Below are 18129 nucleotides of genomic sequence, written 5' to 3'. Positions count from 1 at the left end.
GCAGGACTTTTAATTCAAAAGATAAATGGTGTAAAGATTTGCAAATATCGTACCGTCCTCGATCTTCAAGTCATCCAACAGAAGGCACTGGAACAGCACATCACGTATCACATCATCGTTCAGCCTAAAAAGCTCTGTATATTTTCCATAAGCCGCCTGCTGTGTACCATCATCAGCCGCATGGGATTTATCCTCATCCCGTGCCATATTCTTTCTGTATTCAAGGCAATTCGCATAGAGTGAGCGAATCTGATATTTTCCAAAATAGAAAGAATAGGCATCTTTTCCCTCGTAGGTCTTTCTGCATTTTTCCAATTCATCCTCTGCTATGGAAAAAGCACAGATATCCGTTTCTATTACGGTTTTGCCATTGTAATCCGGTTTCAGTTTTCCTCCGTACCAGTTGATATGCTGATAGATTTCTTCTCTTCCGGTAATAAGCGCAGCTCTGTGAAAATCTCTCTTTCCAAGGAATACATCCATGTAAACATTGTTGGCAGAGAGAGTATCATTCCATATCAGCTTCCTGTGTTCCTTTACCCTGAGAAGATACTGAAGAACATTCAGAAGTCGTTCTCTGTTGTCAATTTCACGAAAGCCCTCCGGCGGAACTATCACGCTATCGAACACAAGTGGTGTAGATCCCTTTTCCAGCTCTTTCTCTACAAGCGTTTTCAAATCCTTTGACATAAAAACCTCCTTAACGCAAAAAAGGGAGCAGCTTCTTTCCTCCATTGAGGTCAAAAACTGCTCCCTATCGCTGTAAATATATTTTTTAACTTTAACCTTTGGACAACTTGTCCAGAGCTTACTGTCATATATTACGGATTACATCCATGGCAGCCTTTGGACAACTTGTCCAAAGCTTTATCCAAATGCAATCGTAATGATTATTCTGACCAAAGCTACTATGCTTCTCCCAATCATGTAGATAACAACAAATCCTCCTATAATTCCACCTATGATACAGTCAAGTCCTATAATTCCAATACTGCCGGAAATCCCATAATTATGCGGGATAAGCCATAGCATCATACGTCTGATTCCGAAGGGGAATCCTACAATAAGCCAAAGCAGAAAATAGTCCATACCTTCTGCTTTATGGCATATCGGATATGCAAAGCATAGCACTACAGCTATCGCTATTAGCGGAATCAGTATTTCTTTAAAAAAGATAACTGAGCATTCCTTAATCCTCATACCCTTCATTCTCCTTCCGGTTTTTCAGAAATACGCCATTTGTATTATCATGGTTTACCCACTGCTGATAATACTGCCCAATAGTCGCAGGGGCATTATAAAGACAGGTAATCATATATGACCTGATATCCCTGATACCGTCCTGGTTCGGATTATCGTGAAGCCTGTCTATAACGTACTCAAGATGAGAATCATTAAGCTGTAAATATCTGCGCTTCACCTCTTCCGGATCCATCGGTGTTTTATTGACAATCATTGGTCCAGAGTGCTCTCCACACATAACATCGTGCATGATCAAATATAACTCATGATAATCTTCACGTCTGGTAACATCGTCATTTTCCATATGCCAATCGTAGTTAATATGCCTTTTTATCAGTTGATCCCAAAATTCTGTTTTTTGTCTTATCGCATCAATCTCTTCCCGCCTTTGTCTCTGCACAGGAGTCTCCTGCGTGATAGATATGATGTGATCTTTGTAAATATTATTTGTAGTATTATTTGTATTTGTCCGGAAGTTCCCGGAGGGATATCCATCCTCATAATTGCAGGATTCCATTTCATTACTGTCACCATATACTGAAATTTCGGGCTGGGATATGGGTACATTTTCGGCAGGGTATCCTGACAAATTTGTCAGTATATCCTCCTCATTTTGTCCTGATATCCCGTCTGTTTTTTCAGCATCATTCAGAACGCCCATTTCATCAGCATTCTCGGCACTTTCATTACAATTACTTGGCACTAATTTTCTTGAAACCTGCTTTGAAGTAGTGCCGCCTTCTTCCTTTGGATATGAGATTTCTTTCAAAACCAATATATTCAGATCAATAAACATTTGATTTGGAATAGTTCTTCCGTTGGAGTATTCTATATTGTAAAAAAATCTTTTGATGACACCAATCTCCACAAGCTGATCAAAAGCAAGCTTGATTGTCTTTTTTGACTCACCAAATTTATTTGCATACTCCTGATAACTCTTCTGGAGCATCTCCCCATGAAACTTCTTTTTCCATCCAATTACTTCGCCTGTCCTTTCGTCTCTGACTTCAGTAGGGCGATGCCAATATACGAGATCAGCTAATATAGTAATTGCCAACAGATAAGGCTTTCCCGTGGTAGGTTTCAGAATATGCTTATACCATTCTTCGGGTATAACATTGCCGCTTATGGCTATGCTTCCCATGGCATCTACCGTCAGGTTGCCGCTTGACCTGTAGCCCATCGCTGTTCTCCTCCTCTCGCTGTATTAATTCCTTTTTGATTTCCATTCTTCCAAAAGACCGATAATTGTCTCCTCTATATCTTCATCAGACATATCTTCTGGAAAATAATCCGCAATCTTTTCAGCCTTTAAGACAAACTTCTTAGGCTTTGGCTTTGTTTCGGTTAATATAAGTTTTATCGCTATCTCCGTAAGTTCAGCGTTTTTTGATAGTTCCTTAATTCGTGCAGACTGAGCCATGCTCATGGAGCATTTAAGCTCACCTATTGCGTTAAGTACCCAAATCTGCTCCTGCTCAGACAGGAAAGATAAATCTATTCCCTGAGCCATTCCGATTTTTCTTGTATCTACAAGTTCCATCAATCCATCTATCAGATTTGAAAGCCATAGATACCTTTGAACAGTCTTCCCGCTCTCGCCAGCTGCATTTCCAAGCTCATCGAGAGAGTTTCCTTTAACACCAGGACTTTTTATCTGATCGTATTTCATACGGTAAGCGTGAGCTTTTTCACTGGGAAGGATATCTTCACGCTGGATATTCGTATCAACCATAAGACGGGTCGCAAGTTCATCAGAGTATTCTCTGATATATACAGGCATAGTCTTAAGTCCTGCAAGTTCTGCAGCACGTTTACGTCTGTGGCCTGCAATTATCTCATAGCCGCCTTCTTTACGTGGTCTTACAATTCCGGGAACTATTATTCCCTGCTCTTTAACGCTTGCTACTGTTTCATACATCTTTTCATCATCGAGAACCCTAAATGGATGATTTTGGAATTCATGCAATTCCTTTAAAGCGACCTCCACTATCTGTTCTCCCTCAGATGGTGCCCCAAAAAGGTCATCAAACGCTGTAAGGCTGATATTATCAGAAGCTCTTTTCTTACTCATTATCCAGCACCTCCTCGACGAATGCCTCATACGCAACAGCCACGCTGCTCTTTGGAGACTGCTCATAAACACTTATGCCGTTTGCAACAGCTTCTTTCGCTTTAACGGATTCTGGAATAACAGTCTGAAAAATCTTCAAATGCTGACCATAAGCTTCTTCCATCTTATTCATGATGTCCCTGGCAATATTTGTCCTGCCATTTACTATGGTAAGAAGCACTCCCTCAATCTCAATCTTTCGGTTTAATCTTTTCTTTACCTGCCCGATGGTTCTAATGATTTCCTGTAAACCTTCTACACACAGATATTCAGGCGGCGATGGAATCAGGACGCTATCACAGCAGGTTAGGGCATTGAGAATAAGATTATCAACACCGGGATTGCAGTCAATAATGATGTAATCATACCTATCACGAATGCCGTCGATGTACTCCTCAAGGATATGCTCCTTGCTCATCACTTCATCCAGCTGCTGCTCAACTGTCCGGAGACTATGATTACTCGGAAGTATGTCTACTCCCTCGTCGTTATGGATTATTCCCTCTCCCTCGCTGATTTCTATTTCATTGATAACCTTCTGGATAACTGTGCTTACCGTATATGGAAGCTCCTTATTGTTTCTAATCCCAAGTCCCAATGAAAGCGAACCTTGTGGGTCGAGATCTACCAAAAGAACTCTTTTCCCCTTTTTTACAAGTCCTACTCCTAAATTTGCGGCAGTAGTTGTTTTGGCTACCCCGCCTTTAATATTGGCTACAGATATCACTTTGCACATAATCTCCGTCCTCCCTTTTTATTGGTTAACTGTTTTTTTCTCGCTGTTTGGATCAATCATTACATCCATATACTGTCTGAAATACTTCTTGGTTCCCTTATTTGGGAAGGCGTCAGACACGCTTATAACCTTAATTCTCTTATTTCTTTCGATACACCTTTTCATACGCTTGATCTCGCAGGTCGTGCCCTGCAATCTGACTTTGACCATCTTTCCATCCTCCCTGGTTTTAAAATCTTTCCATGGGAGATTATGAAGTATATCCCGCCAACTGCACCTATCGCTGTAAAGGTCATAATATGTAAGCCCTCCTTCCATGTTTTATACGCAAAAAGGGATATCAGCATCTCTTGCCAATATCCCTATTTAAAGCCATCATTCGATGGTATCCATATTCACTTTTATATCCGGATTTTTTGTGTTCCCCGTCTCCAGTTCAAAAGCTACCGCCACGGTAATTTTCTGAATCAGGGTTTTTTCCTTGCGATTTTCCTCCACATAATTGAAAGAGAAAAACTCGCAAAAGTGCGTAAATTCAAGGATTGTCAGGTATTCTGCCTTGTTAGCAGAACCACAGTCTCCACATGAACCGTATGTGGAAACATGTCAACAGGAGTGACCTCCTTTAACTCATATCCACCATCAACAAGGATTCTGAGGTCTCTTGAAAGAGTAGCGCTGTCACAGCTTACATATACTATTCTGTCGGGGGACATCTTAAGCATCGTATCGAGGCACTCTTTATCACAGCCCTTTCTTGGGGGATCTACTACAATAACATCTGGGTGTGATGCATTTTCATCTGCTAAAGCTGCCTCGTCACCAAGCCTTTTTTCATAAAAATCAGGAAGAACTTCTTCGGCCTTGCCCACATAAAACGTTGCGTTTGTTATTTTATTGAGCATAGCATTCTCTCTTGCGTTATCTATGGCCTGAGGTACAACCTCAATTCCATATACCTGCTTAGCCTTTTTTGCCATAGAAAGTGTTATTGTTCCGATACCGCAGTAAAGATCCCATACTGTTTCCGTACCCGTCAAACCTGCATAAGAAACAGCCAGATTATATAATTTCTCTGTCTGGACCGGATTTACCTGGTAGAAAGAAAGCGGTGATATTTTAAAAATATTCCCGCACAAAATATCAGTAATTGTTTCTCCTCCAAATAATGTATATACTTCCTTCCCGAGGATAACATTCGTTTTTTCATTGTTGATGTTGACTGTTATACTTTTAACTCCGGGAATTTTTTTAATCTCTTCTACTAGTTCTGACTGTTTTGGAATATATTCATAACACTTATCATTATTTTTTCTGCTTTTGTCTTGGTTTATTACAAGGCATACCATTAGCTCTTTACTGGAAAATCCTTTTCTTATCAGGACATGCCTAAAGCAACCCTTTCCCGTACTTTCATCATATGCCGGAATCTTATATTTTTTCATGTGATTAAGGACAGCATCCAAAACAAGTTTGTTTTCCTCAACTCCCAAAAGGCAATCGCTCACCGGAATGATAGCATGCGTTCTTCCGGCATAAAAACCGGCGACAGGGTTCCTGGACTTATCAGTACCTATTGGAAACTGAGCTTTGTTGCGATATCTGAAACATGTATCGTTAGTACTTCCATTCATGCCAACAATCGTTTTCATTACCTCATTTACAAAAGGCTCTTCAAAACCACCTATTCGTATAAGATTATTTCTGACTTTTGCCTGTTTAAATTCCAGTTGTTTTTTATAAGATACGTTTTGGAGCTGACACCCACCGCATGCTTTTGACACCTTGCAGGGAGGATCGATTCTATACTCAGATGCCTCAATAACTTCATCAAGATGGGCATAGGCATAGTTTTTCTTGCTCTTCATAATAGAAACCTTTACCAGATCACCTATTACTGCATCCTTTACAAAAAGGGTATAGCCATCAACCTTGCCAATACCCTCCCCATCATTTCCTATATCTTCTATTTTCACAGTGAGAATATCACCCTTTTTATAAGCACCTGTATCAGAGCCATTTCGTTTGGATGATGATTTTCCCTTTCTTTGTGTCTTTGTCATATCATCTCCTGCTTTTAATAACAATAATTATTTATTTTTCCAATGCAGCCTGTGAAGTTCTCCAGCCTCTTCCATTCCCGGAAATCCATTCTGTCTCAATGCTTCATACAAAACAATCGCTACAGAATTAGAGAGATTAAGCGACCTTATATCATGTCCCATGGGAATCCTTATGCAGTCCTGCTCATTATCCACCAGTATTTCCTCCGGTATTCCAGCGCTTTCCTTTCCAAACATGATAAAATCATCAGGTCCAAAAGAAACATCTGTATATGATCGCTTAGCCTTAGTCGTAGCAAGCCATACTTTTGCCCCCAGATGTTTTTCTTTAAATTCCTCATAATTTGTATAGCGGGTGTAATCTAATTTATCCCAATAATCCATTCCCGCCCGCTTTAAGTCTTTTCCTTTAAGTGCAAATCCTAGTGGCTCTATAAGATGCAGACTACTACCTGTTGCCACACATGTTCTGCCTATATTCCCTGTGTTCTGCGGAATCTCCGGCTGATGTAAAACTATATTCATGAAAAACTCTCTTTCTCTTGTTTAAAATAACTTTTATTCTATAATATCTTCTTATTCTTCCTCGTCCCTGTCCATCGCAGCAGACTTAGGAATTGAAAAAATAAACTCGGTACCAACTCCCACAGTGCTTATAACATTTATATTCTCGCCATGAGCCTTTATGATTTCCTTTACAATCGAAAGGCCAAGTCCTGTTCCCTTTTTATCTTTTCCTCTTGATGCATCCGATTTATAAAATCTCTCCCAGACAAGCTTCTGGTCTTCCTTAGGGATTCCTATTCCGGAATCCTTTACTGACACAAACACTTTATTCTTTTTTTCTGTGGTTTCGATTTTTATTACAGAATCACGGTGACTGAACTTGATCGCATTATCCAACAGATTATATAACACCTGTTGTATTTTGCTCATATCTGCATTGACAAGCATTTTATCATCTGTAAGTACCAATTCAATAGCGATTGTTTTTTCAAGGCAGGTGATTTCAAATGAAGCAGCTGTATTCCTTATTACCTGATTGATGTCAAAATCAGTTCTCTCAAGAAGCATTCCTTTGGCATTTAAATTATTAAGCGTAAGAAGTCCATTGGTAAGTTTAGTTAACCTGTTTGTCTCATTTAATACTATACCAATGTATTTATTATGCATTTCCACAGGAATCGTTCCATCAAGCATTGCTACAAGGTAGCCCTTTATAGATGTAAGAGGCGACCTGAAATCATGAGATACGTTAGCCACAAACTTTTTCTGATCATCCTCTTGCCTTGCAATTTCGCCTGCCATATATGAAAGAGATGCCGCAAGATATCCCATTTCATCCTCTGATTCAATAGAGAACTCATAGTCCATATTTCCCATTGCATACTGTTCAGTAGCCTGAGTTATCTTTTTAAGCGGAATATATACAAGTTCCGTAAAGAAAATAAGGATTATCAGAGATAACAGAAACATTACGATAAGCATCAGGTATGAAATGTTAAGGAATTCATCTGCTGTACGCCTGATCGCACTTATAGGCATATGTATTACAACATAAGCCTGTACTTTGTAATTGGCTGTGATCGGTGCAAAGACACTCAAATGATCTTCTTTAAAACTGTTCCAAAAATTACCTATAGTGTAATAGGTTCCGGCTGTCACAGTAGGGTCAAATCCTTCAATTACAACTTCCTCACTTGGATCAATTGTCCTTGAAGAGTCAAGAACCAGTCGACCTGACGGGTTAACTATCCAGAGCTTTGCACCATCCATATATTTAGACAAAGCCGTTAGCTGCTGTTTTACTGCATCAAGTGAGGTTTCACTGTTATACAGATCTGCAGCATATGTATTGGCTATCTGCGTGGCCTCAGCATACAGGCTCTCAGCTTTATCTCTTCTGCAATGTTCATAAGTCATATTCGAAACAAATGTAGCAACCATAATAAATCCGAATATGCCAAATAGCAGATATGCAATTAGAAATTTAAGATAAAGCGTACGCTTCATTACAATATCTCCGTTTATTCCGAAACTTCAAATTTATATCCGATACCCCATATAGTAGCTATTCTCCAGGTATCGTGATCCTTTATTTTTTCCCTTAATCTCTTGATATGTACATCAACTGTTCTGGTGTCGCCTACATATTCATAACCCCAGATCTGATCAAGAAGCTGCTCCCTCGTAAATACTCTGTTTGGAGAGGATGCAAGAAAATAAAGCAGTTCCAGTTCCTTTGGTGGCATATCTATCCTTGAACCCTGATAATTTACTGAGTAGTTAGTCATATTGATCTCAAGGTCTTCATACCTTACAACCTTATCATCCGACTCTTCCTGCTCGGGAACCTGTGGCTTGTATCTTCTAAGTACTGCTTTAACTCTGGCTACAAGCTCCTTTGAATCAAAGGGTTTTTCTATATAGTCATCAGCTCCCATTTCAAGCCCTAAAACCTTATCAAAAACCTCTCCCTTTGCAGAAAGCATGATGATCGGAATCTGTGACTTTGTCCTTACCTCTCTGCATACCTGATATCCGTCAATTCCCGGAAGCATAAGGTCAAGTAATATCAAATTAGGTGCAAAAGTATCAACTGCCTGAAGCGCTGATTCTCCGTCCCCTACTATGAGTGTTTCAAAACACTCCTTGATCAGATATAAAGATATAAGTTCTGCGATGTTACTGTCATCGTCAACAACTAAAATCCTTTGCTTTGCTACCATAAGTTCCTCCCTCATTTTATAAATGTAACAATCGTAACGCCACTGTCGCCTTCACCAAATTCACCCAGCTTAAATGATTTAACATAAGGAGCAGACTTTAAATGGTTATGTACTGCCTGCCTCAAAATACCTGATCCCTTTCCATGAACAACTCTTACGCTTGGAAGGTGTGACACATAAGCACTATCAAGATATTTATCAAGCTCAGCAATGGCGTCCTGACTGTTAAGCCCTATTAGATTGATCTCAGTTTTTATATGACTTGCCTTAGATAAATCCATCTTATGGTTTCCATAAAACTTCTTCATCTGTTCTTTTCCGTTCTCTTCCTTTATAAGCTCCAGATCATTAATATTGGCTCTTGATTTCATAATACCACATTGAACCATAAGATTCCCATCCTTATCAGGCTTTGAGCTGATCGTCCCCTTAAGTCCCATGGATATGATTCTCACAGAATCCCCCAGCTTGATCTGGCTTGGCTTAAGTGTTTTTCTGGGAGCAGAATCCTTCTTGTTCTTCATCTGAAGCTTCTGATTCTTATCGGAAATTTTCTTGTTTAGACTCTGTCTTGCTTCTTCAAGATCCCTCATAGGGATTCCTGCTTCTGCCTTTCTGACAGTTCTTATCATTTCATCAACAGTATCTTTAGCTTCCTGAAGCATTTGTCTTGCTTCCTCATTTGCTTCGCGCAGGATCCTTTCTCTTGATTCATCGAGTTTATCCTGTTTTTTGGTAAGCTCTTCTTTTAATTTCTCTATTTCTTTTTTGTAATTCTCGATTTCGAGGCGCTCGTTTTCTATTGTTATTCGGCTGGTTTCAAGGTCTGTCAAAAGATCTTCAAACTTCCGGTTTTCCTGGCTTATCTGCTCGCCCGCAGCATCAATTATATCCTGCGAAAGACCAAGTCTCTTTGAAATAGCAAAAGCATTACTTTTTCCGGGCACACCTATAAGAAGTCTGTATGTAGGTCTTAAGGATTCCACATCAAACTCGCAGCTTGCATTCTGAATTCCTTCTGTTGTAAGCGCATAAACCTTAAGTTCGCTGTAATGAGTTGTAGCCATGGTCCTTATCCCGCGCTCATGAAGGTTATTCAAAATAGAAATCGCCAAGGCAGCACCTTCTGTCGGATCGGTTCCTGCTCCAAGTTCATCAAACAGGCAAAGCGAATCCTCATCAGCATTTTCCAAAATATGCACAGTATTTGTCATATGTGAAGAAAAAGTTGAAAGGCTCTGCTCTATGCTCTGCTCATCACCAATGTCAGCATAAACTTCCTTAAACACAGCAAGTTCCGATCTGTCTCCTGCCGGAATTGCTAGTCCTGCCTGTCCCATCAGCGTAAGAAGACCCACAGTTTTTAGTGTAACAGTCTTTCCTCCCGTATTAGGTCCGGTAATAATTATCATGTCAAACTCTTTACCGGCATAAACGTCAATCGGAACAGCTTTCTTCTTATCAAGAAGCGGATGTCGTCCCTTAATGATATTGAAGTATCTGTTTTCGTTAAAAACTGGTATTGTCGCATTCTGCTCAAGTGCAAGCTGCGCTTTTGCAAAAACAAAATCAAGCTCAGTCATGATTTTGGAATTATCGGAAAGAGCCGTCAGATAACTTCCAACTTCCGCAGACAGATTAGAAAGGATCACTTCTATCTCGGCTTTTTCTTTTGCTACAAGTTCTCTGATCTTATTGTTCATTTCCACTACTACTGCAGGCTCTATAAAAAGAGTGGACCCTGTTGAGGACTGGTCGTGAACAATTCCGTTTACCTGATTCTTATATTCCGCCTTAACAGGAATGCAATACCTGTCTCCGCGCATTGTAATAACTGCTTCCTGCAGGTAAGTCCTGAGTGATCCGTTGACCATTTTCACAAGCTGTTCGTGGATCCTGTCTCCGGTGATCTGTATGTCTCTTCTGATACTTCTGAGAGCAGGGCTTGCATCCGATGCTATTTCTTCCTCTGAAATGATGCATCTTCTTATCTCCGTCGCAACAGGTGTCAAAGGTTCAAGTCCATCAAAAAAATCGCTGAGAACATCACGTACATCCTCTTCCTTGTCATTTCTTCCATAGGCCTTTACTCTTCCCACATTATCAAGGAAAGAGGCAATATTTAAAAGCTGTGCAGCATCAAGCGAGCTCTCTATTTTAAGAGCCCTTAAATACCCTGTCAGGTCTCTGTTACTTCCGAAAGATACCGATCCTTTTTTGAAGATTCTGGATATTGCTGCATCCGTTTTCTTTAAGTTTCTGTCAATTTCTCTTTTATCTGAAGATGGAAGAAGTTCTTTACATAGTTTCCTTCCCGGCTCTGAAGTTGCATGCTTTGTCAATTCATCTATTATTTTGTCATATTCAAGTACATGTAATACTTTCTCATTCATCTTTTTTTCCTCTTGTTATACACTTTGCCTTTTGTATAATAGCATTTTACTTAAGGCTTCGCTATGCTAAAATGAATACATGTTTTTTAACCTTTGATATGGAGGGAATATGGAACCGGAAATAAATACAAACCACGAAAATCTGGATGAAGAAGGAACCAGTCCTATTGCAAATACCAATTTTATGAGGGAAAAGATCAAGCAACGTCCCATAAATAAAAAGAAACTTATAAGGAGTACACTTATTACCGTTTCTCTTGCTGTCATTTTCGGAGCGGTTGCCTGCCTTACCTTTGTATTTTTATCCCCGCTTATTAATAATACTCTGTATCCGGAGGAAACACCCGCGCCGATTGCCTTGACAGAGGAAACAGTTACAGACGAGATGCAGCCGGAAGATATGTATGCAGACGATAGTGCTATAGCTGCTGAAGCATACAGCGCAGCAATTGATATGGCATCAAGCGAGATAAGCCGCATACAACAGCAGATGACAACCTATCACTTCGATTCAAGCGACTACATCGAAATGTATTCTTCACTAAAAACAATCGCTCAAAAAGCATCGAAGGGTCTTGTCACCGTTACCGGTGTAACATCAGACACCACCTGGTTTAATGATCCTTATGAAAGTAAAGGCAACGCCTCAGGTGTTATAGTTGCAGATAATGGCACAGAATACCTCATACTGGTAGCATCATCCGCTATAGCCGATGCCCAGTCGATCCAGGTTACTTTTTCTGACAGTTCAAACTGCAGTGCATACCTGAAAACGAAGGATTCAATCAGTTCACTTTCCGTCATCGCTGTGAATAAAAAAGATGTTTCTAAAGATACCCAGGAAAAGATAGCTCCTGCATCACTTGGAAGCTCTAATTCCGGAGTGGTTATTGGAACACCGGTAATTGCTATAGGAAGTCCGACGGGAACGCAGGATTCTATCTGCTATGGATTTGTAACTTCAAGCAATTCATCCCTCGATCTTGCCGACTCCAATTACAAGATCCTTACGACCGACATTTACGGCAGTACCGACGCAAGCGGAGCGCTGATAAATCTGTCAGGCTCTATTGTTGGATTCATCGATATGAGTTATAATTCATCGAATGTTCCTAACGTTTTGTGTGCTATCGGGATAACTGAGCTCCGCCCCTTAGTAGAGGATCTCTCTAACGAAACCAAAAAGCCTTATCTGGGAATACACGGTCAGACTATTCCAGATTACATAATGGAGAATCAGGAAATACCATCAGGTGCATATGTCACCCGCACAGACATGGATTCACCCGCCATGGCTGCAGGTATTCAAAGTGGTGATATAATCACCGAACTTAACGGCGAGAGCATTACAGGATACGATGCACTTGTGTCCAAGATTTCCGATCTTACAGTTGGAGAAGACGCATCCATGACACTCATGAGGCAGGCAACCGAAGGTTATATAGAGATTGCCGTAGAAGCTACACCAACTTCTTCCACACAAGGCGCAGAATAAACATTACATAACTTATTTATACAATTAGAATTGAGGTTTTACATGAAATTTATTAAAGACTTAAACTCAGGCGACAGAATTGCTGACATCTATCTATGCAAACATGTACAGCAGGCGACTACAAAGAACGGAAAGACCTATCTTTCTGTAACACTTCAGGATAAGACCGGAACCATAGATGCAAAAGTCTGGGATCCTAACAGTGAAGGTATAGATGATTTTTCCGATCTTGATTACATTGACGTTTTCGGAGAAGTAACATCTTTTGCCAACGCTCTGCAGATCAATGTAAAAAGAGCACGTCTGTGCCACGAAGGCGAGTATGATCAGTCACTCTACCTCCCTGTTTCATCAAAAGATAATGATGCGATGTATCAGGAGCTTCTTGCATTAATTGGAACTGTTGAAAACAAATATCTCAAGGATCTCCTTAATGCCTTCTTTATAGATGATAAGAAATTTATTACGGCTTTTAGAAAATCATCTGCCGCAAAATCTGTTCATCACGGATTTATCGGTGGCCTCCTTGAGCACACTCTTAGTGTTACCAAGATGTGTGACTATTTCAGCAAAGCATATCCTGCTCTCAACAGAGACCTTCTTATAACAGCAGCAATCTGCCACGACATAGGAAAAACCAAAGAACTGTCTCTTTTCCCTACAAATGACTACACTGATGAAGGCCAGTTCCTTGGTCATATTGTAATGGGCAGTGAAATGGTTTCTGAAAAAATATTGGGAATACCCGGTTTTCCTACACTTCTTAAGCAGGAGCTCCAGCACTGTATTTTAGCTCATCACGGAAAATTTGAATATGGTTCACCCAAGCAGCCCGCTATCATCGAAGCTCTGGCACTTCATCTTGCTGATAATACTGATGCTAAAATGGAAACCTTTACAGAAATACTAGCCAGCACTAACGAAGTAGGCTGGCTAGGTTATAACAGACTTATGGAAAGTAATCTATTCGATACTAGAGTTGAGTCGTAAATGCTCTTAAGCGTTCCATCGCTCTCTTAAGATCATCAAGTGAGTAGGCATAGGATATTCTGATGAAGCCTTCTCCACAATCGCCAAAGGCTGTTCCGGGAACAACAGCAAGCTTTTGTTCCTGTAATAGTCTTGTGGCAAATTCATCACTACTCATTCCAAATCTTTTAATTGACGGGAACATGTAAAAAGCTCCGAATGGTTCAAAGCACGGGAGCCCCATGTCTTTAAACTCATTTAAAAGAAATCTTCTTCTGTGATTATATTCTTCTCTCATCATGGCAACATCATCATCACCATTTTTCAGTGCTTCAACAGCAGCATACTGGCTGGTTGTAGGAGCGCACATTATTGCAAACTGATGAATCTTTACCATCTGCTCAATGATTTCTTTTGGTCCGCAAGCATAACCAAGTCTCCATCCCGTCATTGCAAATGCTTTTGAAAAGCCATTGATCATGATCGTTCTCTCAAGCATCCCGGGAATCTCAACAATAGAAACATGCTTGTCTGTGTATGTAAGCTCACTATAAATCTCATCTGACAGAACAAACAGATCCTTCTCGATTATTACTTTTGCGATAGACTCAAGATCTTTTCTCTCCATGATCGCACCCGTAGGATTATTTGGGAAAGGAAGTACCAGAATCTTGGTCTTATCAGTTACATGTTCCAGAATTTCTTCTGCAGTCAGCCTGAATTCATTTTCTTCTTTGAGCTCGATTATCACAGGCTTTGCTCCTGCCAAAATAGCGCAGGGTTCATAAGAAACATAGCTTGGCTGCGGTATAAGTACTTCATCCCCAGGATTTATCATCGCACGGAGAGCTAGATCTATAGCCTCGGAACCTCCTACTGTTACCAGTACCTGATTATCAGGAGAATAAGTTACTCCAAGCTTTCTATTTGTGTAGTTGCATATCTCCACCTTAAGCTCTTTAAGACCGGAGTTGGAAGTGTAAAAGGTTCTACCCTTTTCAAGAGAATAAATGCCCTCATCTCTGATGTGCCAGGGTGTATCAAAATCAGGCTCACCAACGCCCAATGATATAGCTCCTTCAATTGTCTGGACTACATCAAAAAATTTTCTTATTCCTGAAGGCTTTATATCTACAATTTTATCTGCTAGCGGATTTCTCATGGCGTAAATATCTCCCTCGTATCATCGTATTTCTTTGTCAGTATAGTTCCGTGCTCCTTATATTTCTGCAGGATAAAATGCGTAGAGCAACTAAGTACTGTATCAAGTGGTGACAGCTTATTGGTCACAAAGCTCGCGACTTCTTTAAGAGTCTTTCCTTCGAGCATGACCATAAGATCAAAACCACCTGACATAAGATATACGCTTGTTACCTCAGGATATTTATAAATTCTCTCTGCGATTGAATCAAATCCGATTCCTCTCTGAGGAGTAACCTTAACTTCAATCAGCGCCATTACTTTGTCGATAGAAGTTTTTGACCAGTCGATCATGGTATGATAGCCACAGATGATACCTTCATCCTCCAGGGCCTTAAGTTCATTCGCGACATCAATCTCATTTTCTCCAAGCATAACCGCCAGCTCACTGATGCTTATACGGCTGTTTTTATCAATACTGCGAAGTAATTCCTCTCTTTTTACCATTACCGGCCTCCTCTTTATGAAAAGTAAATATATTGGTCTATTGTATCACAATTACAAAGTTTTATTCCACGAAATATACAAATATCTTACGCTGGCAAATTCCCTAGTTTATGAATTTCATCCATTTGAGGCTTATCCAGAAATCTTATCTCATCTTCATTTCTGATTATTTTATCATTATTATCTGTAATTCTGCCGATCACACTTGCCGGTATACCGGCATTTTTATATGCCTCAAGTACTTTCTTAGGATCATCCGTAAGCATCAAAAGGCTTCCACCCGACAATAGCTGATACGGATTTATCATCAGGTTATTGGTTATCTCTATTGTTTCCTGCTTTAACGGAATCTTTTTTATATCTACGTCAAGCCCCTTTGAAGTGATCACCGACATTTCCCATAACGCTGCAAATATGCCGCCACCTGACACATCATGAAAACATCTTGCTCCGGACATACTTCCTATCTCATAATCTTTTTTTACCGAAACCATATTGGAAAATCCACTCGCCTTTTCGATAAGGTGCATGGGAAGTCTTTCACTCAGCTTTTCTCTGCACTCTTTTGCAAGTATTGAGCTTCCTATGATCCCTGCATATTTGGTCATTATTATATAGTCTCCGGATTTCGCTTCAGCCTTTTGGGGCTCTCTACTACTACTTCCTGTTACACATACGGTTATTACCGGTTTGGTCACAGTATCCGAAACCTCAGTATGTCCGCCTGCTATGGTTATTCCAAGCTCATCCGCTGCAAGTCTGGCATTCTTCATAATATGCTTTAATACCGATTCATCATGGTCTATTCCAAGAACTATCCCCAGGCTGGCCATCACAGGCCTTGCTCCGCTTAGATACAGATTGTTCGCCGCACTATGCATGGCAAAATATGCTGCATCTTCGCAGTCCTCAGTAAAGGTATTTACAGAAGAAGTCACATAACTGTCTTCATTTGCAAAATAAGCGCAGTCTGCTGTTACAGCTGCGCTTACGTTGTTTGATTTTTTATTTTCTATTATTTTTAGAACAGAACGCTTAAGTACGTTCTCTGAAATCTTACCGATTCTCATTTTTGGGCTCCATTATTATTCCTGAGGCACTTCTTCAGCCGGTGTCTCTACCGGTGCTTCCTGAACAGTCTCCTCGGCAGGTGCTTCAGCCGGTGTTCCTTCCGCTGCCGCCTGTGCTGCCGCATTCTGAGCATCAAGCTGTGCCTGAGCTCCTGCAGTAGCTGCAGCTGCCGCTTCCTGAGCTGCCTGTACGTCTGCACCCTCTGTTGATGCTGCTGCCTGAACAGCTGCTATGGCATTTGCCACCGCTGAAATCTGATTTATGTCACCTGTAGCAACCGCAACTCCAATCTGAGCTGCTGCCGTAGGATCACCTGTTGCCACACCTACAGTAACAATTCGCGGAACCATCTTATAGTTTGAGCTGTTTACAACCTCTCTTGAAACTTCGGTTCCGTTTTCAGTAACGATTTTCCAAAGCTGAGCCTTATATCCTATATGTGCTGACTGTGTACTGATAACTCCTATAGGCTGGCTGGGATCTGTTACAATCTGATCTGCTCCGGCGGGAGTTGTCTCAATAACCTCGCTCTTATAAGTTACCTTACGGGATGAATCTCTTGTCTCAACACCGTAAATTGTAAATGTAATATGCTTGTCAGAAGTTGTATATCCTTCTATATAAATAGGATAGTCGGTGCTATTTACAAACTTAAAGTTCTTTCCGCCGGACTCTGCTATTGCAGCATCCATTGAAGGCTCTACATAACTTATGATCATTGAATGATTATGTCTCTCTGTTACTTCAAGCTCTGCACCAAGTACTGCATTGTACAGGGTTGTCGATACCTGACATATACCGCCACCAACACTCTCAACAACAAGACCATTAAGATATGAACCTGCAGGAAAATAACCATTTGCCTCTGTGAAAGGAGTAATCGTATCAAGTACTGAAAACTCTTCACCGGGATAAAGTGTAGTTCCGTTTATAAGTGAGCATCCGTTTGCCACATTGGCACTTCTTGCTGCACCTGACGTCTTATAACTTGTAGTATAAGTTCCAAGGACATCCTTAACCTTGCTCAGATCCTCATAGCTTCCAAGTGGCTGGTCTTCTTCGATAACCACATCAATACTGCAATCTGAGTGGTCCCAGCTATTCTGAAGATAGTCCTTTATAACAGTTAAGGATTTTCTCTCATCAAGAAGATATCCTACTCTTCCATCAGATACCACAAAGCTTCCGCCCTCTTTTGTAAGAGAATAGTTCTGCTTTTCTACATTAAAAGGCGCACAGTTTACTTCCAAAACCTGATAAATTGCTTCATCATTAAAAGAATATTCTATGTTAAATCTTTTGGTGCTGTTCTGAAGGTCTCTCTTAGCCTTGTATCTCTGGATAATATTCCCTTCTCTTCCAAGCGCATATGCCTCATCAACAACATCAGTGTTAGCCCATTCCAGTCCTGTCTCTGCAATTGAAACAGTAACTGCCTGATCTGCATCTCTACCCTTGAGTGTAAGCTGCTTTGACTTAAGAGATTCCACATAGCTGTCTACTGCAGCTTTTGCATCCTCCTTAGTCATACCGGATACATCAACATCACCAATAAAAATGCCATTAAAAATAGCATCTCCGGCTGCCTGTGTTTTAACAGAAGGCACAAATAAAAAAAGTGCCGTAATAGCTACCGCAGCCCATATAAATTTTTTCATAAACTTCTCCATT

Annotated in this window: 17 protein-coding genes; 2 read left to right on the top strand and 15 right to left on the bottom strand. The window is 40.5% G+C overall.

The window, feature by feature from the left end; all coding sequences use genetic code 11:
* Positions 1-9: 9 nt before the first annotated feature.
* The 11 genes from T543_RS13415 to T543_RS13365 all read right to left on the bottom strand — a co-directional run bounded on the left by T543_RS13415 (position 10) and on the right by T543_RS13365 (position 11276).
* On the bottom strand, positions 10-690 hold the full coding sequence (locus tag T543_RS13415; protein ID WP_027215729.1) for a hypothetical protein: 681 nt from the start codon (positions 688-690) through the stop codon (positions 10-12).
* 177 nt (positions 691-867) lie between these two features.
* Complete coding sequence (locus T543_RS13410) at positions 868-1200, bottom strand: DUF6050 family protein (RefSeq protein WP_034486897.1); 333 nt, start codon at positions 1198-1200, stop codon at positions 868-870.
* Positions 1190-2425 carry a DUF6017 domain-containing protein gene (locus tag T543_RS15435; RefSeq protein WP_051212538.1) on the bottom strand — a complete coding sequence of 412 codons (1236 nt, stop codon included), beginning with the start codon at positions 2423-2425 and terminating at the stop codon, positions 1190-1192. Before T543_RS15435 ends, T543_RS13410 begins: the two co-directional genes overlap by 11 nt.
* Positions 2426-2449: 24 nt before the next feature.
* Positions 2450-3316, bottom strand: a complete 867-nt coding sequence (locus T543_RS13400; protein ID WP_027215731.1) for a ParB/RepB/Spo0J family partition protein — start codon at positions 3314-3316, stop codon at positions 2450-2452.
* A complete protein-coding gene (locus T543_RS13395; RefSeq protein ID WP_027215732.1) occupies positions 3309-4091 on the bottom strand; it encodes a ParA family protein in 783 nt (260 codons plus the stop codon). Before T543_RS13395 ends, T543_RS13400 begins: the two co-directional genes overlap by 8 nt.
* Positions 4092-4109: 18 nt before the next feature.
* Positions 4110-4301: a hypothetical protein gene (locus T543_RS13390; protein WP_035769602.1), complete on the bottom strand. Its 192-nt coding sequence runs from the start codon at positions 4299-4301 to the stop codon at positions 4110-4112.
* 335 nt (positions 4302-4636) lie between these two features.
* Positions 4637-6154 (bottom strand): 23S rRNA (uracil(1939)-C(5))-methyltransferase RlmD, encoded by a 1518-nt coding sequence (rlmD, locus tag T543_RS13385; protein ID WP_081830077.1) that lies wholly within the window; start codon positions 6152-6154, stop codon positions 4637-4639.
* Between the two features lie 27 nt (positions 6155-6181).
* Positions 6182-6679, bottom strand: coding sequence for a tRNA (cytidine(34)-2'-O)-methyltransferase (locus tag T543_RS13380; RefSeq protein ID WP_035769268.1), 498 nt, complete (start codon positions 6677-6679; stop codon positions 6182-6184).
* Between the two features lie 51 nt (positions 6680-6730).
* Positions 6731-8167: a sensor histidine kinase gene (locus T543_RS13375; protein ID WP_035769266.1), complete on the bottom strand. Its 1437-nt coding sequence runs from the start codon at positions 8165-8167 to the stop codon at positions 6731-6733.
* A 14-nt stretch (positions 8168-8181) separates the two neighbouring features.
* Positions 8182-8883 carry a response regulator transcription factor gene (locus T543_RS13370; RefSeq protein WP_035769263.1) on the bottom strand — a complete coding sequence of 234 codons (702 nt, stop codon included), beginning with the start codon at positions 8881-8883 and terminating at the stop codon, positions 8182-8184.
* A gap of 11 nt (positions 8884-8894) precedes the next feature.
* Complete coding sequence (locus T543_RS13365) at positions 8895-11276, bottom strand: endonuclease MutS2 (RefSeq protein ID WP_035769260.1); 2382 nt, start codon at positions 11274-11276, stop codon at positions 8895-8897.
* Between the two features lie 109 nt (positions 11277-11385).
* Between T543_RS13365 and T543_RS13360 the strand changes: the two genes are divergently transcribed.
* Both T543_RS13360 and T543_RS13355 read left to right on the top strand, forming a co-directional pair.
* Positions 11386-12771: a S1C family serine protease gene (locus T543_RS13360; RefSeq protein ID WP_051638783.1), complete on the top strand. Its 1386-nt coding sequence runs from the start codon at positions 11386-11388 to the stop codon at positions 12769-12771.
* A gap of 42 nt (positions 12772-12813) precedes the next feature.
* Positions 12814-13761 (top strand): 3'-5' exoribonuclease YhaM family protein, encoded by a 948-nt coding sequence (locus T543_RS13355; RefSeq protein WP_035769257.1) that lies wholly within the window; start codon positions 12814-12816, stop codon positions 13759-13761.
* Here the strand turns inward: T543_RS13355 and T543_RS13350 are convergent.
* The 4 genes from T543_RS13350 to T543_RS13335 all read right to left on the bottom strand — a co-directional run bounded on the left by T543_RS13350 (position 13745) and on the right by T543_RS13335 (position 18116).
* Positions 13745-14902, bottom strand: a complete 1158-nt coding sequence (locus tag T543_RS13350; protein WP_035769254.1) for an aminotransferase class I/II-fold pyridoxal phosphate-dependent enzyme — start codon at positions 14900-14902, stop codon at positions 13745-13747. The genes T543_RS13355 and T543_RS13350 overlap by 17 nt on opposite strands.
* Positions 14899-15387 (bottom strand): Lrp/AsnC family transcriptional regulator, encoded by a 489-nt coding sequence (locus T543_RS13345; protein WP_035769251.1) that lies wholly within the window; start codon positions 15385-15387, stop codon positions 14899-14901. Before T543_RS13345 ends, T543_RS13350 begins: the two co-directional genes overlap by 4 nt.
* Positions 15388-15473: 86 nt before the next feature.
* On the bottom strand, positions 15474-16457 hold the full coding sequence (locus T543_RS13340) for an AIR synthase related protein (RefSeq protein ID WP_035769248.1): 984 nt from the start codon (positions 16455-16457) through the stop codon (positions 15474-15476).
* 15 nt (positions 16458-16472) lie between these two features.
* Positions 16473-18116 carry a VanW family protein gene (locus T543_RS13335; RefSeq protein WP_081830076.1) on the bottom strand — a complete coding sequence of 548 codons (1644 nt, stop codon included), beginning with the start codon at positions 18114-18116 and terminating at the stop codon, positions 16473-16475.
* Positions 18117-18129 lie beyond the last annotated feature (13 nt).

Source organism: Butyrivibrio sp. NC2002 (assembly GCF_000702265.1).
Classification (GTDB): Bacteria; Bacillota; Clostridia; order Lachnospirales; family Lachnospiraceae; genus Butyrivibrio.
The sequence above is the reverse complement of the archived record's forward strand: the minus strand, read 5'-3'. Positions and strand labels throughout refer to the sequence as shown.